The 21,708-nt window shown below is 52.9% G+C and carries 20 protein-coding genes; 8 read left to right on the forward strand and 12 right to left on the reverse strand.

The window, feature by feature from the left end:
* Positions 1-240: 240 nt before the first annotated feature.
* Together msrA and DD586_RS16730 are read left to right on the forward strand one after the other, a co-directional pair.
* Positions 241-882 carry a peptide-methionine (S)-S-oxide reductase MsrA gene (msrA, locus tag DD586_RS16725; RefSeq protein WP_012885997.1) on the forward strand — a complete coding sequence of 214 codons (642 nt, stop codon included), beginning with the start codon at positions 241-243 and terminating at the stop codon, positions 880-882.
* A gap of 160 nt (positions 883-1,042) precedes the next feature.
* Complete coding sequence (locus DD586_RS16730; RefSeq protein WP_012885998.1) at positions 1,043-2,359, forward strand: hemolysin family protein; 1,317 nt, start codon at positions 1,043-1,045, stop codon at positions 2,357-2,359.
* Positions 2,360-2,437: 78 nt separating this feature from the next.
* Here the strand turns inward: DD586_RS16730 and DD586_RS16735 are convergent, their stop codons facing one another.
* Both DD586_RS16735 and cysQ read right to left on the reverse strand, forming a co-directional pair.
* The gene (locus DD586_RS16735) at positions 2,438-2,644 is read right to left on the reverse strand and encodes a DUF1107 domain-containing protein (RefSeq protein WP_012885999.1); all 207 of its coding nucleotides are present in this window, start codon (positions 2,642-2,644) and stop codon (positions 2,438-2,440) included.
* 423 nt (positions 2,645-3,067) lie between these two features.
* Entirely contained in the window at positions 3,068-3,808 is a 741-nt protein-coding gene (gene cysQ, locus DD586_RS16740; RefSeq protein ID WP_012886000.1) for a 3'(2'),5'-bisphosphate nucleotidase CysQ, read from the reverse strand.
* A 231-nt stretch (positions 3,809-4,039) separates the two neighbouring features.
* Between cysQ and DD586_RS16745 the strand changes: the two genes are divergently transcribed.
* Together DD586_RS16745 and ytfE are read left to right on the forward strand one after the other, a co-directional pair.
* On the forward strand, positions 4,040-5,986 hold the full coding sequence (locus tag DD586_RS16745) for a bifunctional 2',3'-cyclic-nucleotide 2'-phosphodiesterase/3'-nucleotidase (protein ID WP_012886001.1): 1,947 nt from the start codon (positions 4,040-4,042) through the stop codon (positions 5,984-5,986).
* A gap of 138 nt (positions 5,987-6,124) precedes the next feature.
* Positions 6,125-6,790 carry an iron-sulfur cluster repair protein YtfE gene (ytfE, locus tag DD586_RS16750; protein ID WP_012886002.1) on the forward strand — a complete coding sequence of 222 codons (666 nt, stop codon included), beginning with the start codon at positions 6,125-6,127 and terminating at the stop codon, positions 6,788-6,790.
* 87 nt (positions 6,791-6,877) lie between these two features.
* Here the strand turns inward: ytfE and DD586_RS16755 are convergent, their stop codons facing one another.
* Together DD586_RS16755 and fklB are read right to left on the reverse strand one after the other, a co-directional pair.
* Entirely contained in the window at positions 6,878-7,243 is a 366-nt protein-coding gene (locus DD586_RS16755) for a DUF2502 domain-containing protein (RefSeq protein ID WP_012886003.1), read from the reverse strand.
* 332 nt (positions 7,244-7,575) lie between these two features.
* A complete protein-coding gene (gene fklB, locus DD586_RS16760; RefSeq protein WP_012886004.1) occupies positions 7,576-8,196 on the reverse strand; it encodes an FKBP-type peptidyl-prolyl cis-trans isomerase in 621 nt (206 codons plus the stop codon).
* Between the two features lie 351 nt (positions 8,197-8,547).
* Here fklB and DD586_RS16765 point away from each other — a divergent pair, with 351 nt between their 5' ends.
* A complete protein-coding gene (locus DD586_RS16765; RefSeq protein WP_012886005.1) occupies positions 8,548-9,294 on the forward strand; it encodes a LysM-like peptidoglycan-binding domain-containing protein in 747 nt (248 codons plus the stop codon).
* On the opposite strand, the gene DD586_RS16770 is transcribed toward DD586_RS16765, so the two are convergent.
* A complete protein-coding gene (locus DD586_RS16770; RefSeq protein WP_012886006.1) occupies positions 9,291-9,650 on the reverse strand; it encodes a DUF488 domain-containing protein in 360 nt (119 codons plus the stop codon). The genes DD586_RS16765 and DD586_RS16770 overlap by 4 nt on opposite strands.
* A gap of 225 nt (positions 9,651-9,875) precedes the next feature.
* On the opposite strand from DD586_RS16770, the gene DD586_RS16775 reads away from it, so the two are divergent.
* Both DD586_RS16775 and DD586_RS16780 read left to right on the forward strand, forming a co-directional pair.
* Complete coding sequence (locus tag DD586_RS16775; protein WP_012886007.1) at positions 9,876-10,811, forward strand: dihydrodipicolinate synthase family protein; 936 nt, start codon at positions 9,876-9,878, stop codon at positions 10,809-10,811.
* A 382-nt stretch (positions 10,812-11,193) separates the two neighbouring features.
* Positions 11,194-12,240: a LacI family DNA-binding transcriptional regulator gene (locus DD586_RS16780; protein ID WP_012886008.1), complete on the forward strand. Its 1,047-nt coding sequence runs from the start codon at positions 11,194-11,196 to the stop codon at positions 12,238-12,240.
* A 50-nt stretch (positions 12,241-12,290) separates the two neighbouring features.
* Here the strand turns inward: DD586_RS16780 and DD586_RS16785 are convergent, their stop codons facing one another.
* The 7 genes from DD586_RS16785 to yjfP all read right to left on the reverse strand — a co-directional run bounded on the left by DD586_RS16785 (position 12,291) and on the right by yjfP (position 19,368).
* Positions 12,291-14,195 carry a methyl-accepting chemotaxis protein gene (locus tag DD586_RS16785; RefSeq protein ID WP_012886009.1) on the reverse strand — a complete coding sequence of 635 codons (1,905 nt, stop codon included), beginning with the start codon at positions 14,193-14,195 and terminating at the stop codon, positions 12,291-12,293.
* A 610-nt stretch (positions 14,196-14,805) separates the two neighbouring features.
* Entirely contained in the window at positions 14,806-16,188 is a 1,383-nt protein-coding gene (locus tag DD586_RS16790; protein WP_167316316.1) for an MFS transporter, read from the reverse strand.
* Between the two features lie 804 nt (positions 16,189-16,992).
* Positions 16,993-17,442 (reverse strand): 50S ribosomal protein L9, encoded by a 450-nt coding sequence (gene rplI / locus DD586_RS16795; protein WP_012886012.1) that lies wholly within the window; start codon positions 17,440-17,442, stop codon positions 16,993-16,995.
* A 41-nt stretch (positions 17,443-17,483) separates the two neighbouring features.
* Complete coding sequence (rpsR, locus tag DD586_RS16800; RefSeq protein WP_000135199.1) at positions 17,484-17,711, reverse strand: 30S ribosomal protein S18; 228 nt, start codon at positions 17,709-17,711, stop codon at positions 17,484-17,486.
* Between the two features lie 4 nt (positions 17,712-17,715).
* Positions 17,716-18,036 carry a primosomal replication protein N gene (gene priB / locus DD586_RS16805; protein ID WP_012886013.1) on the reverse strand — a complete coding sequence of 107 codons (321 nt, stop codon included), beginning with the start codon at positions 18,034-18,036 and terminating at the stop codon, positions 17,716-17,718.
* 5 nt (positions 18,037-18,041) lie between these two features.
* Complete coding sequence (gene rpsF / locus DD586_RS16810; protein WP_012768533.1) at positions 18,042-18,434, reverse strand: 30S ribosomal protein S6; 393 nt, start codon at positions 18,432-18,434, stop codon at positions 18,042-18,044.
* 184 nt (positions 18,435-18,618) lie between these two features.
* On the reverse strand, positions 18,619-19,368 hold the full coding sequence (gene yjfP, locus DD586_RS16815; protein WP_012886014.1) for an esterase: 750 nt from the start codon (positions 19,366-19,368) through the stop codon (positions 18,619-18,621).
* 232 nt (positions 19,369-19,600) lie between these two features.
* On the opposite strand from yjfP, the gene DD586_RS16820 reads away from it, so the two are divergent.
* The gene (locus tag DD586_RS16820; RefSeq protein WP_012886015.1) at positions 19,601-21,541 is read left to right on the forward strand and encodes a methyl-accepting chemotaxis protein; all 1,941 of its coding nucleotides are present in this window, start codon (positions 19,601-19,603) and stop codon (positions 21,539-21,541) included.
* Positions 21,542-21,708: the final 167 nt, after the last annotated feature.

Raw genomic sequence — 21,708 nt, forward strand, 5'->3', positions numbered from 1 at the left:
TTAACTATAGATAGTCGTCGCCATGCCGACAACGCCATGACCCTGAAAGCCGCCCACACCCGGCACGATAGCCCGGCAATGCGTACACTTCAGGTAGGGGCCGACGTATTGGCGACACACTCGCCGTCGATACCCACACCGTTGTCATATACCTATGCTATTTCGCCATAAAGACAGAGCGCATTAACTCGGTTATGCTCTGAAAATGACGAAATACAGGGTGATAATCAGGAGCCAAACGTGATAGTGAATTTTGACAAGACCCAGTTGCTCGACAAGTCAGATGCCCTGCCAGGCCGCACGACGCCGATGCCAGTCGCCCGCCTGCACGTGGTCAACCAGCACTCCATGACCCACGTTCCGGACAACATGGAGGTGGCGATTTTCGCGATGGGCTGTTTCTGGGGCGTAGAGCGCCTGTTCTGGCAACAGTCGGGCGTTTACAGCACCGCGTCAGGGTATTGCGGCGGTTATACCCCCAACCCGACGTATCGGGAAGTGTGCACCGGTAAAACTGGCCATGCCGAAGCGGTACGGGTGGTGTTTGACCCGGCAGAGGTGAGTTATACCCAGTTGTTGCAGCTGTTTTGGGAAAACCATAATCCCGCGCAAGGGATGCGACAGGGCAACGACATCGGCACGCAATACCGTTCCGCTATCTATACGTTAACGCCAGAGCAGAACGCCGCCGCCAAAGCCAGCTACCAGCGCTTTCAGCAGGCCATGCGCGAAGCGGGCGATAACCGTGCCATTACCACCGAAATTCAACCCGCCGGGCCGTTTTACTATGCCGAAGATGAGCACCAGCAATACCTGCACAAAAATCCGTACGGCTACTGCGGACTGGGCGGTATTGGCGTGTGTTTACCGCCGCAAGGCTAAGGCTGGCGACGATTTCATCGCACCTGTTATACTGTGCGTCCACAGGACCGGTTTCCGGTCCTTTTTGCGGTGCCGTTGCACCCTTATTTCGGTGCCGAAGCACCCATAATGTGATTCCCTTTCAGAGGTTCGCCGTCCGCGACGACTGTGCGAAAAAACTATGTTAAACAGTCTGTTAATTATTTTATGTCTTATCGCTATTAGTGCGTTTTTTTCCCTATCGGAAATATCGCTGGCCGCTTCGCGCAAAATCAAACTGAAGCTGATGGCCGACGAGGGAGACTTGAATGCCGTGCTGGTACTGAAATTTCAGGAAACGCCGGGCATCTTTTTCACCGTCATTCAGATAGGCCTCAATGCGGTCGCTATCCTCGCCGGTATCATCGGCGACGCGGCATTCTCCCCGTATTTCGAAATGCTGTTTACCCGCGTTCTGCCGCAAGACATGGTCGCCCGGGCCAGTTTCGCCTGTTCGTTTGTGCTGGTGACCAGCCTGTTCATCCTGTTTGGCGACCTGACACCGAAACGCATTGGTATGATTGCCCCGGAAGCGATTGCCATTCGGATCATCAACCCCATGCGCTTCTGTCTGTTGGTATTCCGCCCGCTGGTGTGGCTGTTCAACGGCCTGGCAAACCTGATTTTTCGGCTGTTCAAATTACCGATGGTGCGCAAAGAAGACATTACACCGGATGATATCTATGCGGTGGTGGAAGCCGGAGCTCTGGCCGGCGTGCTGCGCAAACAGGAACACGAGTTGATCGAAAACGTATTCGAACTGGAGTCCCGTACGGTACCGTCCTCCATGACCTCGCGTGAAAGCGTGGTCTATTTCGATTTGCACGAAGATGAAGCGCAAATCAAAGAGAAAATCGCCCACCAGCCGCATTCCAAGTTTCTGGTATGCGACGGCACCATCGACCAGATTGTCGGCTATGTGGACTCCAAAGACTTGCTGAACCGGGTGTTGGGGAACCAGAGTCTGGAGCTGACCAGCGGCGTCCAGATTCGCCCGGCGCTGATGGTACCGGATGCCCTGACGCTGTCAGAAGCGCTGGAAAGTTTTAAAACGGCAGGAGAAGATTTTGCCGTTATCCTCAACGAGTACGCGCTGGTAGTAGGAATTATCACCCTCAACGACGTGATGACGACGCTGATGGGCGACCTGGTTGGACAGGGGATGGAAGAGCAAATTGTCGCCCGTGACGAGAACTCCTGGCTTATCGAGGGGGGCACACCGATAGAAGACGTGATGCGCGCGTTGAGTATTGATGAGTTCCCTCACTCCGATAATTACGAAACCATCGGCGGGTTCATGATGTATACGCTGCGCAAAATCCCCAAACGTACTGATTTTGTCCGTTACTCTGGGTATAAATTTGAAGTGGTGGATATCGACAGCAACAAGATAGACCAGTTGCTGGTGACCCGGCTGGAAGAAAGAACAACGGTTAACCCCGAAACGCCCCCGGCCTAAGCCAGCCTTCACCGTTCAGTCGCTACCAATAACAACGGCCCGTCAAAGGGCCGTTTTCCTATTGCTGAAGAGGGTTCGTCAACCCAGTTCAGCCTGCAATTTCAGTACCTGACGGTTCACTTCAGACATCACCACCAGATGCTGTTTATCCTGCGTCTTAGGCAGCAGGATGCGCCCCTGATCAAATTCAAAAGCGCCGATCCCGTTAATGTAGAGCCTTCCACGAAACAGGATTTTCACATACTTGGCGACCTTCAGGGGATTGTAACGCTCGAAGATCCTCATCGTCTTCCTCTCCTCCCGTTTTTATTCACCACGCACCCCATGCCTGATTCAGGCCGGAGATGTCCTGCGTGGCAATCATGTACTACTGATTAGTGTCTCTATTCTGTGGTTAGTTCCCGCAACAGCAGAATTATTTATGGCATTTACATAATTTTACCGAATAGATTAATGCCATAATTTTTAAATCAGTATAAACCTTCAAGTTATTACCGTGTGTGCGGTATGCCGCAAACTCGGGCATGCCGCCGCACTCGCGTTAACGGCCGCCAATCTACCGGGAGAATATGACCAAAAAACGACAGTACGTCGTGCTTCATGTTAAAGATGACAACGTAAAGATAGATATCGCAGCAGGGGCGTCGCCTGCTGCGATATCAGCGGGAAGAATCAGGCTGGCACATCACGACCAGTAGAAAATACGCCTCAGAACAGCGATACGCGAAATCCGGGGTTCAGGAAGGACTCTCGTGGCACATAGGAAAGTTCACGTCCCTGCCAGTCATGCACTTGTGCACCGGCGGCCAGTGCTACCGCATGCCCGGCAGCGGTATCCCAAATATTCGTCGGCCCAAAACGCGGATACAGTTGTGCTTTGCCTTCAGCGACCAGACAGAACTTCAGCGACGAACCGATAGAAACGGTCTGGTGCTCGCCTAACTGGCGCAGATAATCCTCCAGCTCCGCGTCGGCATGGGAGCGGCTCACTACCACCAGCGGCGGCCTGGCGTCTTTCACCCGAATCGGACGGCGCGATCCTTTTTCCTCTTTCCAGGCATTGCCCTGTGTGGCGGCATACATCACGCCCGTTACCGGCACATACACCACCCCCAACACCGGTTTACCGTTATCAATCAACGCGATATTGACGGTAAACTCACCGTTGCGGTTAAGAAACTCCTTGGTTCCATCCAACGGGTCCACCAGCCAATAACGCTGCCAGTGCTGGCGTTCGGACCACACCTGCGGGTCCTCTTCCGAGAGAATGGGGATAGTAGGGTGCAATTCCGCCAGCCCACGCGCAATCACCTTATGCGCCGCCAGGTCAGCCGCCGTCACCGGCGAATCATCTTTTTTATGCGCTACATTGAGCGGCTGCTGGCCGTTATATACCTGCATGATGGCCTCTCCCGCCTCACGCGCCAGTTGGCAGATCGGTTCTAACATCGTTTCACCTCGTTATCTGTACAGGCCATTATTATGTCTGTCCCCGGCATTCTATCCTTTAATAAATCGCGTTGCAGGAAGGCGGGTATATGTCATGCTTCACACTCCAGACTGATATTTAACACTATATTCATCAAAATCTGCGATATAGATTCAGGCTTCGCCGCCAGGACGTCGGACAAATGACCGGCGGCGAAGCCCTATTCATACCTCGTCACAGGAGCGACCTTTATGAAGCATAAGCTGGTGCTGAGCCTGCTTGCGATGGCTATCGCTACCGCTACCCAGGCGGCGACCGTCGATTTACGGGTGCTGGAAACCACCGATCTTCACAGCAACATGATGGACTATGACTACTATAAAGACAGTCCAACGGATAAATTCGGACTGGTCCGTACCGCCAGTTTAATTCAGTCCGCTCGTCAGCAGGCCGTCAACAGCGTGCTGGTGGACAACGGCGATATTATTCAGGGCAGCCCACTGGGTGACTACATTGCGGCCAAAGGATTACAAAAAGGCGATGTACACCCGGTCTATCTGGCGATGAATACGCTGGATTACGCTGTCGGCAATATCGGCAACCACGAATTCAACTACGGGCTGGACTACCTGCACAAAGCCTTGTCTGGCGCCCACTTCCCCTATATCAACGCTAATGTACTGGATGCCAGCACCGGCAAACCACTGTTTACACCTTACCTGATCGAAAAGAAAACGGTGAAAGACCGTGACGGTAACCCTCATGAACTGCGCATTGGTTACATCGGTTTTGTCCCGCCACAAATCATGGTGTGGGACAAAGCCAACCTGAGCGGCAAAGTCACCGTGGCGGATATCACCGAAACCGCGAAAAAATGGATACCGGAGCTGCGCAAACAAGGGGCGGATGTGGTGATTGCCATCCCGCATTCCGGCCTGTCGGCTGAGCCATACAAAGCCATGGCGGAAAACTCAGTCTACTACTTAAGCCAAATTCCCGGTATTGACGCCATTATGTTCGGCCACGCTCACGCCGTGTTCCCGAGCAAAGATTTTGCTGGCATCCACGGTGCCGATATCGCTAAAGGCACGCTCAATGGCGTACCGGCTGTCATGCCCGGCCAGTGGGGCGATCACCTTGGGGTGGTCGATTTGGTCTTGAACAATGACAGTGGTCAGTGGAAAGTGACCGAGGGCAAAGCGGAAGCGCGCCCCATCTTCGACAAAGCCCAGAAGAAATCACTGGCGGCGGAAGATGCGCAACTGGTTAACGTACTGGCGGACGCCCACCAAAAAACCCGTGAATTTGTCAGCCAGCCTATCGGTAAATCCTCCGACAACATGTACAGCTACCTGTCGTTGATTCAGGACGACCCAACCGTACAGATAGTCAACAACGCGCAGAAAGCCTACGTCGAACACTTTATTCAGGGCGACCCGGATCTGGCGGACCTGCCGGTGCTCTCCGCCGCCGCGCCATTTAAGGCTGGCGGTCGCAAAAACGACCCGGCCAGCTATGTGGAAGTCGAAAAAGGCCAGTTGACCTTCCGTAACGCTGCCGACCTTTACCTCTACCCCAACACGCTGGTGGTGGTGAAAGTCAAAGGCGAGCAGGTACGGGAATGGCTGGAATGCTCCGCCGGTCAGTTCAACCAGATTGATGTGCATAAACGCGAGCCGCAATCGCTGATCAACTGGGAAGGGTTCCGCACCTACAATTTTGACGTGATTGACGGTGTCAGCTATCAGATAGATGTCACCCAGCCCGCCCGTTACGACGGCGAGTGCCAATTGATCAACGGTAATGCACACCGCATCAAGGATCTGACCTTTAACGGCAAACCTATCGACCCGCAGGCCACGTTCCTTGTCGCCACCAATAACTACCGCGCGTATGGCGAAAAATTTGCCGGTACCGGTGAAAAACAGGTCGCATTCGCCTCGCCGGATGAAAACCGTGCGGTACTGGCTGCCTACATCAGCACTGAAACGAAAAAATCCGGAGAGGTGAAACCGTCGGCGGACAACAACTGGCGTCTGGCGAAGATTGTCAGCGATACACCACTGGATATCCGGGTGGAAACCTCACCGTCGCCGAAAGCCGCCGCATTCATCAAGGAAAAATCGCAATACCCGCTCACCCTAGTGGGCAACGATGATATCGGCTTCGCCGTGTACCGTCTGGATTTACAACAATAACCCGTCACCATACCGCGCCGACAGGCGCGGTGTTTTCATCGCCCTCTTTCTCCCAGTAATCCTTTTTAGGGATAGCTAATTTTTAAAGATGTATTTAAAATACATTTTATAAATAACACCGTTCTGAGGGTACCCACCATGCACTACCGCGACCAATCATTAGGCGAGCTGGCCATCACCATCCCTCGCGCTACCGCACTGTTCCGTGAATTCAATCTCGATTTTTGTTGCGGCGGCAAACAAACGCTGCTGCGTGCTGCCACCAAGAGGGCGCTGGACATCGATATGCTCGAATCGCGTCTGGCCGACCTGTCGACACAGCCATCCACGGAAAAAGACTGGCAACAGGCCTCTCTTGGCGAAATGATTGTGCATATCATCAGTCGTTTCCATGATCGTCACCGTGCACAGTTGCCGGAACTGATTCGGATGGCGGAGAAAGTCGAACGCGTACACCACGACAAGCCGGGTTGCCCAATTGGACTGACGGCTCAACTGACGCTGATTCACGACGATCTGGCACAGCACATGATGAAAGAAGAGCGGATCCTGTTCCCAATGATCCAGTCCGGTATGGGTGCCCAAGCCACTGGGCCGATTTCCGTCATGGAACATGAGCATGACGACGCCGGTCAACAGCTGGAAGTGGTCAAAGCCCTCACCAACAACGTGACCCCGCCGGTCGGCGCTTGTACTACCTGGCGTGCGCTATACACCGGTATCAATGAATTTATCGACGACCTGATGGAACATATCCATTTGGAGAACAACCAGTTGTTTCCACGGGCGCTGAAGGGCGAATAATCGCCGTTACCCGCCATGTAGCCGCTAAAAGAAACCGTGCTCTGCCAGAGCACGGTTTTTTATTTTAAGTTCGCTATCAATCACGGTTTACCAACGCGGGCCACCGTGATGAGGGCCTGGCCCCCATCCCCATCCTGGACCACGCGGCCCGGCAGGGACGACGTAGACCGGCGGCGGAGGCGGTGCTTCTACCACCACAACTCGGCGCGGCGGGGGCGGTGCATAGTCGTAATATTCGTAATAAACCTGGCGGGCATGATGGTGGCGACGGGCGTACCAGCTATCCGGGTCACACCACCGATTACCGTCCCAGTAATAGCCACGAGTATCACGATCGCCGATGTGCAAAGACACACCAGGCAATGACAGACTCAGGCTATCAGCCTGTGCGGCAGGCATTGCTGACAGCAATAAGCCTGTCACGATGGCACCCAGTAAAAGTGGCTTAATCATATTGTTAACCTCTGATTCACCGCAACGCGGCGGATGAGTCACTTATACGGCGCGCCACCTTCAGTCGCTATCAGAAAATGGCTAAATAATAATAACTTCAGGAAAGCAATTCACGCCTGGCGCCGTTGACTGCATACCAGTATAAAAAAAGAATCGTCAGCCCATCTTTACCAGGTGTATCCATCGGTTACACCACGACGTATTTGCACAGCGGCATGAACCATGATCAATGGGAAATGAGCAATTGAAAAGCGATGAGGTCGGCGTCATTCACAGCTAACGCCTGCGAGGGGAAATCAGCCGGGTCACGACGTCCCCGGCAGAGAAAACACTTACAGGATTTCCAGCAGTTCCACTTCAAAAATCAGGGTACTGAACGGAGGAATGGACGCACCCGCGCCACGTTCGCCATACGCCAGATTCTGAGGGATATAGAGTTCCCACTTAGAACCAACCGGCATCAGCGTCAGCGCTTCGATCCAACCTGGGATCACGCCGCTAACCGGGAATTCAGCCGGCTGGCCACGCTCTACCGAGCTGTCGAACACGGTGCCATCAATCAGGCGGCCAGTGTAGTGAACCCGCACACGATCCTGACGGGCCGGAATCGCGCCGTCGCCTTGAGTCAGAACACGGAACTGCAAGCCGGATTCTGTGCTGCTCACCCCGTCTTTAGCGGCGTTGGCATCCAGAAAACGCTGGCCTTCAACCGCTAGTTCACGCTGACGTTCACGACGCACCGCATCCGCCCGCTCATGCACTTCACGCAACGCGCGATGTACCACATCAACCGGCACCGCAGGCGCTTTACCTTCCAGCGCATCGCACAGCCCTGCCAGCAGCGCATCGGGGATCAACCCCTCCAGACCGGATTCCTGCAGTTGTTGACCAATCTGCAGGCCAATGCCGTAGCTTGCCTGCGCTTCGACGCTGTCATAAGAAGGCGTTGTCATGAATGTTCCTTTAATCTAAAAAATATGAAAGTGCAGCATAGCAGTGAGTCGATTGAGGGTAAAACGTTCTGTCGTTATCTTGTTTCGCCGTCGCTCGACCTTGCGTCAAACCGTTCATGTTTACGGCATCAGTTTCCAATGATGGCGGCCTTAACTGGTTATCTGTCACCAATTACCGATATAATTATACCCAAAATAATTCGAGTTGCGGGAAGGCGGCAAGAGAGCGAATCCCGATGAGCTTACTCAAGTAAGTGACTCGGGTGAGCGAGCGCAGCCAACACACCTGCAACTTGAAGTATGACGGGTATAGGCTGTTTTTACCTTTATACGGTTCTAAGAGAGGTCACCATGGGCAGAATCGCGCCCAGGAGAAAACAATCCAGGAGAGATCAATCCCGGAAAGAACAATCCACCTGGAATCACCTGACGTTATGGCGGTCCTGCCTGAACTGGCTGGCCCAGCGACGTCAACACAAGGCGATGCCAGATGAACCGGAAGAACGTGCAGAGGAAGCACCCGAGATTTCCCCGGATCCCGCGCCACGCCACCCGCATCGCAGACACTACTCATCCTGGCTGCGGACAGTGTGGCACCTGCCGGATGATTTCAGTTGGATGGAACCACTGCCCTATTTTCACCGTCGTTGTATTCTGATTCTGCTGTGCTTGCTGTTACTGGTACTGCTGTGGCCGACCCCGCCTTCAGCACCCGCGCCTTCCCATCAGGTGGACGTACCGCTTAGCTCGCAGAATGCGCCGATACAGGCACAACTGGTGGACCCTAACGCTAACGCCACCGCTAACCAGGCGTCGCGCCCGGCGACATCTGGTGCCCACTGGCAGTCCTACCAAATCGCCTCCGGTCAGACGCTGGCGCAGTTATTTCGCGACAATAACCTGCCCGTCAATGATGTGTTTGCTATGGCGCAAGTCGAGGGCCAGAACAAGCCACTCAGTAATTTGCGGGCCGGGCAGAATGTTCGCCTGCAACTCAATACACAGGGGATGGTGAGCCAGCTTGAAATCGACACCCCGGATGGTCAACAAGTCCAGTTCACCCGGCAGCAAGACGGCTCTTTTATTCGCGCTCGCTAAGCGTGCACTTGCTCAACCAGAAAATCACGCAAAACCATGGCATGATTTCGCTGCGTATCCCGGCTGCCATACAGCAGCGTTATCGGCTCGTTTTGACGCAACAGCGTTATCAACGGTTGCCACGCGCAATGCTGACAGAGTTCCGCGTGGTACAGCCCGACAAAAACATCCCACTCGACCGGGTTGGCATGATACCAGCGGCGCAATTCATGACTGGGTGCCACGTCTTTAAGCCAGACAACACCAGCCAGACGGCTTTTTGCCACACCGCGTGGCCATAGCCTATCCACCAGAAATGCCGCCGGTTCCATCGGCTGATGTACGTCATAGACGCGCATCAGGTGTATCAAGGTCATTCCCCCCTCCTTCTGACTGAATTGATTTCGCCTGTTGATCATACTCGCGGGGTAGCGTCACGTCGTGCGTATCCACCATTAACACATGATCCTCTGCTGAATAGATCCAATTTCTCGCAAATCCCTCTTGACAGGATCGGTCGCTTTGATAAAAACTGCAAACGTTCCCGCAAACGTTTTTGATAAATTGCACTCGACAGTACCCTATAGAAAAAAGAGGACGTTATGAAAAACATCAATATCGATTTACGTGGTCTTAACCCTGCACCAATCACCCCATTCACCCGCGACGGGGCCGTCGACTATGCGGCTTGTAAAAAACTAGGCAGTTGGCTGGCTAGCATCGACGGTGTGAAAAGCCTCACCGTGTTAGGGCACGCCGGGGAAGGCACCTTCCTGTCGCAAGAAGAACAAATGAAAGTGATTGAAGCCTTTGCCGAATCAGTAAACGGCGCGATTCCGATTATCGCTGGCATCACGCTGGAAGGGACCGCTGTAGCGGCAGAAGAAGCCAAACGCGCCATCAAAGCCGGTGCATCAGCAGGGTTGCTGTACCCGTCCCACGGTTGGCTGCGTTTCGGGTATCAGAAAGGCGCGCCGCAGGACAAATACCGCCATGTGTATGAAGAAAGTGGCCTGCCGCTCATTCTGTTCCAGTATCCCGATGCGACCAAATGTACTTACAACCTGGAAACGATGCTGGATATCGCGGCACAACCCGGCGTATTCGCCATGAAAAATGGGGTGAGAAACATGCGCCGCTGGGACACTGAAATTCCTGTCATCCGCCGCGAACGCCCTGACCTGCAAATCCTGAGTTGCCACGATGAATACCTGCTATCAACCGTATTCGATGTGGATGGCTTCCTGGTCGGTTATGGCAACATTGCCCCCGAACTGTTGGTTGAAATGATTAAAGCGGGTAAGGCGAAAGATTATGCTGCCGCCCGCGCTATCCACGATCGCCTGCTGCCGGTGACGAAAAGCGTGTACCACCGTGGTTCTCACATGGAAGGCACCGTGGCATTGAAACATGCGCTGGTCGCAAGAGGGATCCTGGATCATGCGACAGTTCGTTCCCCGTTAATGCCGTTGGAACCTGGTGCCGCAGACGAAATTATGACGGCCATCCGCATGGCGGAGCTTCCTCGCGTTGGCTGATGCGTTCGACGCTCATCTCTACTATCAGCGCAACTATCAGCGCAACTATCAGGGTGCCCGCCTACACAGGGTACGGGCACCCTGCCATTCTGACCTGACGCGCCCTGTTTGCGTGGCCTTGTGCTTCCCTTCACCACATTTGCTCGCGTACCGACCGCCATACCCTGTCGGCACTACGCCTTGATTCACGTCATAGCGCTATCTGCGGTGTATTACCAAAAATATAGCTAATTCACCGGTGCCACTACATAATAACAGCGTGCAAAACAAGCAATAAAACAGACACACTCCAGACGGCTGAAGGCATCCGGACAGCGTGGATAGCCTTAAATACCGGAGTTTTATCGGGGAGGCTCCCCTACTGATTACGACGAAGGATGACATGGACTCAAACGCATTTTCGCCACCTGGCGCCAACCGGAAGCTGAGCAATAAACCGGTAACACTGCAGGACGTGGCAACCGCGGCTGGCGTCAGCGTCTCTACCGTGTCGCGCGTACTGGACGAACGTCTGCCTCCATCGCGCAGTAAAGCCGCTCAACGGGTCAGAGAGGTCGCACAGGAGCTGGGGTACCGCCGCGATATTATGGCATCCAGCCTGCGTCGTGGTGGCACAGGGACTATCGGTGTGCTGGTGCCGCGTTTAAGCGATATGGTCATGGCGCTTTTATACGAAGCCATTTTCCGCGCCGCAGAACGGCACGGTTACTTCACTATTGTCGCCACTTGCGGTGATGACCCGGTGCAGGAAAAGCAGGCGGCAGAATCGTTGCTTGACCGCCGGGTTGACGGTTTGATTCTGGCCACCAGCCGACTGGATGACCAACTGCCTGCGGAATTACGCCAGCAGCAGATCCCCCATACTCTGGTGCTGCGTACCGATGGCATTAGCCCTTCAGCTACTGGTAATGATGAGCAAGGGGGTTATCTGGCCACTCGTCATCTTATCGATTTAGGTCATCGGGATATCGGTCTGATTGCGGGCCCCAATTTCACCTCGGGAGCGCGTGATCGCCGTCTGGGGTTTCAGCGGGCGATGCAGGAGGCGGGGTTGCCAATACGACCCGAATGGATCCGCGAGTCTGGTTTTGGGATTGAGTCCGGGGAACAACAAGGGTTGGCACTGCTCACACCGGCAAACCGTCCCAGCGCCATTTTTGCGATCAATGATGATCTGGCGATAGGCGTGATGGCGGCAGCGCACCGTGTCGGCCTGACAATTGGTCAGGACCTGTCGCTGGTAGGGTATAACGATATTCCGCTGGTCGCGCGCCTGCCGGTACCGCTCTCATCAGTCCACGTGCCGCTGGATCATGTCGCCTCACTGGCCGTCGACCTTTTGCTTTCGCCTCCACAAGGCGCTAACGCCATCAGTCGGGTTATCCCAAGCCTGATTCCACGCAGCTCCAGCGCGCCCTACAAACGCTAACCACTAAAAAAGGCCGCCCTGTTCATCAGAGCGGCCGACTTCCACCGTTTTTAGGATAACAGCCGATGCGGTGATACCAGTGCCGATGGACGACCATAGCCGGTCTCCTCGGGCAGATCATCGCCTTGCGGCAAACGGAAGACCGCAACCAATTCAGCCAGACGTGCCACCTGCTCTTCCAGCGCATGCGCCGCCGAAGACGATTCGCTGACCATCGAGGCGTTTTGCTGGATGGTCGAATCCATTTCTGTCACCGCACTGCCGATCTGCGAAATACCACGGCTCTGCTCATCAGAAGCAACGGCGATTTCCCCCATCAGGTTGTTGACCGAGTTGACCGACCCCACGATTTCATCCATCGTCGTCCCGGCTTTCGTCACCAGATTCGCCCCGACATCGACACGGGAAACCGACTCAGAAATCAGCGCTTCGATCTCTTTGGCTGCCTGAGAACTACGCTGCGCCAGACTACGCACTTCGCTGGCAACGACCGCAAACCCTCGGCCTTGTTCCCCGGCTCGGGCCGCTTCCACCGCGGCGTTCAACGCCAGAATATTGGTCTGAAACGCGATACTGTTGATGACCGATGTGATATCAGAAATCTTTTTAGAACTACCGGAAATCTCGGACATGGTACTGACCACTCGCCGGATAATATCGCCCCCCTGATTAGCAATGTCTGACGCCTTACCGGTAATCTGACTGGCATGGCGGGCGTTATCGGCATTATTTTTCACCGTTGAGGTCAACTGCTCCATACTGGCTGCCGTTTCCACAATCATGCTGGACTGCTGCTCCGTCCTTGCCGACAGGTCGTTATTACCTGCGCTGATTGCATTCGATGCCCCGGCGACGCGATTAACGCTGTGAAGAATATCCGCCACCAGCTTGCGCAGCCGCAATGTCATATCCATCATGGCGTGCGTCAGCATCCCCAACTCGTCATTGCGCTCAATCTTCACCGACATGGATAAATCACCATCCGCGATGGCTTCCGCCAGTTTCAGGTTCGACATAATTGGTTGGGTTATCTGGCGGGTTATCGCCCAGGAAATCAGCAAGCCGAACAGTACCGCAATCCCTCCGAGGGTTGTCATCTGCAAGACTGAGCTGTTGATGATGGCGCTATTTTTTGCGTCAATACTCCCGACGATGCTGGCAATATCCGCAGTGAGTTTATCCCCCGTCGCGCGGAATTTCACATCCGTAGACTTCAGGCTGGTCAGGTTATCAAAATACTGTTTGCCCACACGGCCATAATTGTCGATATAAGCAGCGGTATCCGTCAGCCGGGCTTTTCGTTCACTATCGAGTGCGCTGGCAAGGTCGGTATACGCCTTTGTCGCCTCATCGTAATAACGCAGTTGCGCTTTCGATGCCTCCGCACTGCCTGTCCGCTGCAGTGTCTGCGTACTGTTAGTCAGCTTAACAATGGCCAACAACATCGCATCACGCTTTGCCAGCAACACGGTTTCATCAGGCTTCAGCGTTATGCTACCCAAGGCCTGAGCCAGCTGATTTCCGCTACCAAGCGTATCAATCGCATTGTTGGTCTCTTTCACTTTATTTAATGCTGCTTTCTCGGTATCCAGATCCTGCCAGTACTGTTTCATATCCTGATCCAGACTGCTCAGATAACCAGAATATTCGTCTCCCCACGACAGTGATTTGGTTTTATTAATACTCTCGACAATCTGATTATTATAACTCACCAGGTTGTTGAGGTTAGACTCATCAAAAGAAAAGAAATATTTAATTCTCGCTATCTTAGACTGATCAAGGTAATGATTCATATCATTCATGATCGATGTCTTGATATAAAGGTCTCGAATAGTGAAAAATCGCGTCGCCGCAAACCCTGAGGCGATGATCACTAAAATAAGCACTATCGAGAAACCACCGTATAGCTTGTGTGAGACTTTCATTTTATTCATTATGTTATTAGCCAACCCCATATTGACCCCCACCCTTGACGGAAAGAAAAACCACACCACATTGTTACAGTATCGGTACGGATTGCGAGATATTAACGATGATGTAATTATTTTGTCTGACACTCGACAAATTGATAATTTTAACGCCAGGAAACATTAAAGTGTGATGCACACCACAAACAAGTTACTACTTATAATTATAGATTAATCTGTTACGGCCGAACCTCACACCGCCATGACCTCCTGATAAAACGGTATTACTGACAGCATCGAGATTAATAGCTTAAAAACAAATAATCCATACACATCATTAAATAAAAATTTGTTTCATCTTAGCTGAAATAAAAACCGACAACGTGATGCATAAAACCGGGGATTTCTTCTATTCCCCTGACGTATCCTCACGTCATACGTGGATGAGTTACATGATTCAGCCATTTCATCCCCCCAGGCTTAACCAGCCAGTATGTGGCATGGTTCAACACGCCACACAAATTATTTTGAATATATATAAATAATTATTCTTCATATTATTTCTCAGCGGATGAGGCGAGCGTCTGAAAACCACTGCCTGTGATTATTTAATGCTTGCCCCACACTCGCAGGGCAAGCCAACCATACACAGGTACCGCTATGGCGAGAGTTCCTCCAAAACCTTGCCTTTCGTTTCAATAGCATACCTCAGCGTTACCACACCCCCAATCAGGGCGATTAAGGCGAAAGCGACAAACACATAGCGAATGCCAAAATCACTGACAATAACGCCTACCAAAATAGGGCCAACGGCGGAACCTGCACGCAGCCAGGCACTCCCCAATCCGGTGCCAATAGCGCGTAGCCTGGTTGGATAAAGTTCGGAAGAATACAGGTAGAGAGAAAACGTGATGGTCTGCAATATGGCGTATGCCACCGTTGCACAGACCAGAATCTGTATTGGACTGGTCGCCCCTAATACGGTCAATGAAGTAAGCGGAATAATTGCCAATAAAAAAGCAGCCGCATACCAGCGCCTGCGCCCAACTTTATCAATAAACAGCGCACAGATAATCGAGGCTACAACACCAAATGCCGATGTTATCCAGCCGTACGCCAGCGCCGTTTCGATAGGCAAGCCAAATACCTTTTTATATAGCGTTGGCAACCAGGTCACCAAACCATTGTTGATGGTATAGCCGCATACCCACAACGCCCAAATGGTAAACGTCCGCTTACGGTAAATACCCGAAAACAGCTCACGCCACCCTTGCGAGGCAACGGTTTTATCCGCAGTCTGGCGAATGACCGGCTCTGCTAGCGTGCCACCGTGGCGAATCACTTCGTCCTCCAGCCTTTTCACCACCGCATCGGCTTCAGATAAGCGCCCTTTTGAGGCCAGCCAGCGTGGTGACTCGGGCATAAACCAGCGTAAAGGCACCGTAATGATGGAAGGAATCAACCCCACAATAAACATCGCCTTCCAGCCATAAATCGGCACCAGAAAATACCCGGCTATCCCCGCAAACATCATGCCTATCGGGAAAATCACTTCATATAACAAAAAGAAACGCCCACGTTTTTTCGCTCCGACGAATTCATTGATATAAGAACTGGCGACCGGAACTTCAGCGCCGATCCCCACACCTTGCAGGAAGCGAAATACCATCATGGATGTACCGCTCCAGGCAAACAGACAGGATGCATCCATGACTACAAACAGGATAATCGTGATTTTTAATACACCAAGACGACCAATCTTTTCTGCCAGAGAACCAAAAAATACCGCTCCGATCAATTGCCCGACATAGCTGGCAGCAATAATCATGCCGATATCCGTCGCATTTAACCCCCATTCCGCCGCCAGTTGCGGCATGGCAAAGGCGATTGCCAGTACGGTATAAGCATCAAAGAATGTGGAAAGACCCACAACCACACGAATCGTCATTAACTGGCGGGTGATTGGCATACGCTCAAGGCGAGCCACCAATTCAGCCTGTGTTGTGCCTCCAGTCGCGACAGTGCTGATGACACCACTCATGGTGCCGACACTCATGTCATGCGTAGACATACGTTTTTCTCCAGAAAGGCTAGTGAGGATGTGCTATTGCCTGACCAGTCAGGGGCTTTTCTCCGTATTTCCCCTTACCGGTATGTTCAGCACGCGGTAACAGTCACACAGGCGATTTCACCGCCCGATAACCACCTGTGTTACCGGTTGCACTCCTCGTTGCAGCAACGTATGCCTGCTCACGCAACGTATTATCCCCCGAGATCTGTCGCACAGTGCGTTAGCGCGTAATACATGACGCGCTCCATCAGCATGATTGCTTTTCTCCGTAGACGGACTGCGGTAGCGCTGCCCCGCCGTTATCGTGATTTTTTTCATAGCGTCCTCTTTTCTTCATGTAGGGTACTTTTAATAAATTATGTAAAACGTTTGCAGGAACGTTTGCATATTTTTCTAATGAAGGGATTATGGGTGTCAAGAAAACGATGAAAATTTCGACAGGGAGTGTGATGACTATCTATGCCTGACACTTATCCGATCGCAAGATCTCAGGCAGGTGGAATATATGCGAATTGCATCACAGACAGTTTCTTAATTGAGAAAACCGAAAAACCAGATGAAATAATACGTTAAATATCAATCAAATAAAAAATCATTGAATAACCACAGCCTTGTCAAAGATCACGGTGCCGGGATGCTGAAGAACGTCTGGCACAGGATCCAACGCGGTAAGATCACTCACATCAGGATCAACCCATAAAATGGATCGCCTGAAATGCAAAACGCTGGCACAAGGCCAGCGTTTTACGTGTTGCCATGAAGCGGAGTAAAAAATTACTCAGCTACAACGACAACGTTCAGTTTAGCGAATACGTCGCCGTGCAGCTGGAAGCTCACTTCGTGATCGCCCAGTGTGCGCAGAACGCCGTTCGGCAGACGAACTTCGCTTTTCGCTACTTCAACACCGGCAGCGGTCACCGCATCAGCGATGTCACGAGTACCGATAGAACCGAACAGTTTACCTTCGTCACCCGCTTTAGAAGCGATGGTTACGGAAGCCAGTGCGTTGACTTTCTCAGCGCGGGCTTCAGCAGCAGCCAGAACGTCAGCCAGTTTAGCTTCCAGTTCAGCGCGACGGGCTTCGAAGAACTCAACGTTTTTCTTGGTTGCCGGCACAGCTTTGCCCTGCGGAACCAGGAAGTTACGAGCGTAGCCCGCTTTAACGTTAACCTGATCACCCAGGCTGCCCAGGTTTGCTACTTTATCAAGCAGAATAACTTGCATTACCTTATCCTCTCAAAGTCTCGTTAATGGACAGTGGCCGATTACTGATGACGATCAGTGTACGGCAACAAAGACAGGTAGCGCGCACGCTTGATAGCGCGGGCCAGTTGACGCTGGTATTTTGCACGGGTGCCGGTGATACGGCTCGGTACAATTTTACCACTTTCAGTGATGTAGTTTTTCAGCGTTGCGATGTCTTTATAGTCAATCTCTTGAACGCCTTCCGCGGTGAAACGGCAGAACTTGCGACGACGGAAATAACGTGCCATTTGGCTAGTCTCCAGAATCAATCAATTCAATCTGCTCGGCATGCAGCACCAACTTACTGAGGCCATTGCGCCCTTGGTGGCAACTAATGAACCCCTGAACTCTGAGTTGCATACCGACCGTTATACTGTGGGTAAATGCCTGTGACGGATGTCCACTGACAATCACGGGCATACGGCACCATGCTTGTCGGCTGAGTCCGGCTTCTTCCTGCACTGAGCGGTGCTCAAGCACAAACTGGCAGTGAGGAATACCTGACGGACTGACTTTTCGAATGGGGGTCTTGCACACCGTGCCCGACAACACCAGCCGATTGGCCGTCACCACAACAATTACTCTTCAGAATCCCCAACTTCAGCATCATCATCAGCTTCAGCGTATTCGTCACGACGCTCACGGCGTTCGTCTTTCGCTTTCACCATCGGAGATGCTTCAGTTACCGCGTGCTTAACGCGCATAACCATGCTGCGGATAACGGCGTCGTTGAAGCGGAAGTTAGTTTCCAGCTCATCGATCACTTCCTGCGGCGCTTCAACGTTCAGCAGAACGTAGTGAGCTTTGTGCAGTTTGTTGATCGGGTAAGCCAGCTGACGACGGCCCCAGTCTTCCAGACGGTGGATCTTGCCTTCCGCTGCTGTGATAGCACCGGTGTAACGCTCGATCATGCCCGGAACCTGTTCGCTCTGGTCAGGATGAACCATAAAAACGATTTCGTAATGACGCATCGAATTGCTCCTTACGGATTATTCAGCCTCCTGTCAGGGTCAGCCGTGGCCCATGGAAGCAAGGAACGTATTGTGTGTACGGCTGAAAAAAATGACGCGTAATTATAATGACGCCCTCATGGGAAAACAAGCGATATCGCCAGACAGTCTCACAAAGGGAAAAGCGGCGCAGCCAGAGGGGAAATCAGAGTGAACGCACGAAGAAATCCGCACCGGCCTGCAAGGCGGTCGGGGTAATCTTGTGGCCAATACCGACCTCCGTCAGGTAGGTCACATGCTGACTGGCGTTACAAGCGGTCAGCTCCCGATACAACCGTTCGCTCTGTGATGCCGGTACCAGCTCATCGGCCAGGCCATGCCAGAGCAGTAGCGGTCGGTCAGACACCTTATCCAACTGATGCCCCACGTCATAAGGCGCCACACGTTCCGCCAGCGCCTGTAACTGCGCCTGCGCTCCCGGCTCATCCGGCGTCACCGGCGGAAACAGCGTCTGCGACAACGACGAAAAATAGCCTGCGCCCATAAAGCAGGCCGCTGATTTCAGCCAGGGGTATTGCGTCATTGCCGCCAGCGCCGTCATGCCGCCCATCGACGCACCACAAATCCCGACTCTGTCGCCGTCAATCAACCCGTGCTCACGACACCAGGCCAGGTGGATGGGCAACTCCTGCACATTCGTCAGTAATATGTCCCAAAAACAGCGCCAGCGCCGCGCCTCATCACCGTCAAAGCGTGCACCATGCATCAGTGCATCCGGCGCAATAACCCGAAAGCCAGCCTTCGCCAGCGCGTACGCAAAATACGAATAAACCTCTTTAGAAGAGGTGTAGCCGTGAAAGAAGAAAATGGTGGGTAAAGGCCGCGTCCTGCCACCGGAAGGAAAGGCATGCAGCACCTCGATGCCTGAAACATCCTCGTTTCCCATTTCTACCATTATCGTCTCCTTTTCTTCATTGATTGACAGGTAAAACCGTCAAGAACGCCTACAATTATTTCGTATGCCATTTAACCGCCAGCAACACTCAATACACATAAAGACAGATCGCAATGATCTTGATCAAATTAGTTACAAAAGTACCGATTAGTGTAAAATTTCGCACTTTTTTGCCGTTAACGGCAGTAATCAATCGCCAATCACGTCTCATATCATACTAAAGAGAATTATCATGCAGCTTGCTTTTAGACGCTGGAGCCTCGGTGTCAAACTTTCGGTCATTGCCTCCCTGAGTGTGGCTGTGCTGTTTATTACATTCAGCCTCAGCCTGACGCGCTCAGCCGGTGAGAAACTGGAATCATTGACAATGCATGACATGGAAAGTCAGGTTACGGGTATTACCGATATGATAGCTATGTACGACGCCAGCCTGCAGTCAGGTGTCGACAGCTATACCAATCTGTTTGCCAGCTTTCTACCTTCTCGTTTTACCGTCGATAATCAGGCCCGCCTGCCTGTCGGTGGGACTACAGCCCCGACACTGAAATCCGGCGACACCGTTCTTAACATGAACACCGCCGTTACTGACGAATTTCTCAACCGTACCGGTGCGATTTCCACTATTTTCGTCCGCGATGGCGACGATTTCGTGCGTATCACCACCTCGTTAAAAAAGGAAGACGGCTCACGTGCCATCGGCACTAAGCTGGACCGTGCCAGCCCGGCGTTCGCACCCGTTTCCAGCAACAAATCGTTCAGTGGACTGGCGGTGCTCTTCGGCAAACAATACATCACCCAGTACAAACCGGTCACCGACGCCAGCGGTAACGTTATCGCCATTCTGTTCGTGGGGATTGATATCAGCAAAGAGTTTGCCCTGATGCAAAAACGCATCCTGGATAAACGCATCGGCGATAGCGGTCATTTTATTGCGCTCAGCACCGCGGGTGCGACGGCAGGCAACTATCTGGTTCATCCAACGCTCAGCGGACAAAAACCGAACTGGTCTGGCGATACGCTGCAACAGGTGCTGAAAAATGACAGCGGCAGGCTGGAATACGAAGACAGCAGCCTGAGCGGCGATGATCGCACCCAGGTGATGGTGTATCACAGCGTTCCGCAATGGAAATGGGTTGTCGTCGGTACCATCAGCAAAGCCAGTCTGTTGGCGGAAATCAATGCCATCCGCAATCTGTTCCTGGGCGGTGGTATTGCGCTGGTAGTGCTGTTTGCCGTGTTCTTCGTCTACCTCACCCGTCGCTGGTTAAGTCGGCCACTGGACGAGGTGGTCAAAGTCGCAGAGCAGTTCGCAGCCGGGAATCTGCAGGCCACGCTCACGACCCAGAGCCAGGATGAAGTGGGTCGGCTGGTCGATGCCATCAACGGCATGGGGCATGGCCTGACCCGGCTGGTATCTCAGGTACGCGACGCCGCTGAAGAGATCGTCGTCGGTACGGATGTGTTGGCCGAAGACAGCGGCAACATCAGCGAGCAAATTTCCCGTCAGGCCAGCAGTGTGGAGGAAACCTCCGCCACCATGGAACAACTGGCATCGACGGTAAAACAGAATGCCGACAACGTTTCTACCGTCAAAGGTCTGGCGGCACAAAGCGCCAGCGCCGCTCAGAATGGCAGCAAAACGGTCACTGACTCGGTGGAGACCATGAGCGAAATCAAACGCTCATCGCAGAAAATTGCCGACATCACCACCACCATCCAGTCGATCGCCTTTCAGACCAACATTCTGGCACTCAACGCCGCCGTCGAAGCCTCACGCGCAGGCGAACACGGTAAAGGCTTTGCGGTGGTCGCCGCCGAAGTCCGCTCGCTGGCCCAGCGTAGCTCTTCAGCGGTCAAAGAAATCGAAGCACTGATTGCAGAGTCACTGCATCAGGTCGAAACCGGTTACCGTTTCTCGGAAAAAACCCGTGCAGCGATGGATGACTTACTGCAACGTATTCAGCAGGTCAGCACCATCATCAGCGATATTGATATCGCCTCACATGAACAGGCTCTCGGCATCGAGCAGGTCAATGTGGCTATCAATCAGATCGGGCAGGCTATCCACCAGAACGCCTCGTTGGTACAAAACTCGGAAAGCACGGCTCAGGGGCTACGTGAGAAGGGTCACCACTTGAGCGATGTGGTCAGCGTATTCCGCATTCATCACTGATGCTGTCATGACCTTCGCCGCTGAACGGCGAAGGTCGCGTCACCCCTGCCCCGTTTACACGTCAACACACCTCAACGGTATCCCTGCCTGCTTCAAGGCGTTACACTATTCTCGCCCGGTACAACAATTCTCACCCCTTACAACACGCTGATTCACCGTGTTATTGA

The sequence above is a fragment of the Dickeya parazeae Ech586 genome (genome assembly GCF_000025065.1).
Lineage (GTDB): Bacteria > Pseudomonadota > Gammaproteobacteria > Enterobacterales > Enterobacteriaceae > Dickeya > Dickeya zeae.

What these genes read in the sequence shown, in the direction of transcription:
- DD586_RS16730 (WP_012885998.1), top strand. Translation starts at nt 1,043, where the DNA reads ATGTTAAACAGTCTGTTAATTATTTTATGTCTTATCGCTATTAGTGCG.
- DD586_RS16735 (WP_012885999.1), bottom strand. Translation starts at nt 2,644, where the DNA reads ATGAGGATCTTCGAGCGTTACAATCCCCTGAAGGTCGCCAAGTATGTG.
- cysQ (WP_012886000.1), bottom strand. Translation starts at nt 3,808, where the DNA reads ATGTTAGAACCGATCTGCCAACTGGCGCGTGAGGCGGGAGAGGCCATC.
- DD586_RS16745 (WP_012886001.1), top strand. Translation starts at nt 4,040, where the DNA reads ATGAAGCATAAGCTGGTGCTGAGCCTGCTTGCGATGGCTATCGCTACC.
- ytfE (WP_012886002.1), top strand. Translation starts at nt 6,125, where the DNA reads ATGCACTACCGCGACCAATCATTAGGCGAGCTGGCCATCACCATCCCT.
- DD586_RS16755 (WP_012886003.1), bottom strand. Translation starts at nt 7,243, where the DNA reads ATGATTAAGCCACTTTTACTGGGTGCCATCGTGACAGGCTTATTGCTG.
- fklB (WP_012886004.1), bottom strand. Translation starts at nt 8,196, where the DNA reads ATGACAACGCCTTCTTATGACAGCGTCGAAGCGCAGGCAAGCTACGGC.
- DD586_RS16765 (WP_012886005.1), top strand. Translation starts at nt 8,548, where the DNA reads ATGGGCAGAATCGCGCCCAGGAGAAAACAATCCAGGAGAGATCAATCC.
- DD586_RS16770 (WP_012886006.1), bottom strand. Translation starts at nt 9,650, where the DNA reads ATGACCTTGATACACCTGATGCGCGTCTATGACGTACATCAGCCGATG.
- DD586_RS16775 (WP_012886007.1), top strand. Translation starts at nt 9,876, where the DNA reads ATGAAAAACATCAATATCGATTTACGTGGTCTTAACCCTGCACCAATC.
- DD586_RS16780 (WP_012886008.1), top strand. Translation starts at nt 11,194, where the DNA reads ATGGACTCAAACGCATTTTCGCCACCTGGCGCCAACCGGAAGCTGAGC.
- DD586_RS16785 (WP_012886009.1), bottom strand. Translation starts at nt 14,195, where the DNA reads ATGGGGTTGGCTAATAACATAATGAATAAAATGAAAGTCTCACACAAG.
- DD586_RS16790 (WP_167316316.1), bottom strand. Translation starts at nt 16,188, where the DNA reads ATGAGTGGTGTCATCAGCACTGTCGCGACTGGAGGCACAACACAGGCT.
- rplI (WP_012886012.1), bottom strand. Translation starts at nt 17,442, where the DNA reads ATGCAAGTTATTCTGCTTGATAAAGTAGCAAACCTGGGCAGCCTGGGT.
- rpsR (WP_000135199.1), bottom strand. Translation starts at nt 17,711, where the DNA reads ATGGCACGTTATTTCCGTCGTCGCAAGTTCTGCCGTTTCACCGCGGAA.
- rpsF (WP_012768533.1), bottom strand. Translation starts at nt 18,434, where the DNA reads ATGCGTCATTACGAAATCGTTTTTATGGTTCATCCTGACCAGAGCGAA.
- yjfP (WP_012886014.1), bottom strand. Translation starts at nt 19,368, where the DNA reads ATGGTAGAAATGGGAAACGAGGATGTTTCAGGCATCGAGGTGCTGCAT.
- DD586_RS16820 (WP_012886015.1), top strand. Translation starts at nt 19,601, where the DNA reads ATGCAGCTTGCTTTTAGACGCTGGAGCCTCGGTGTCAAACTTTCGGTC.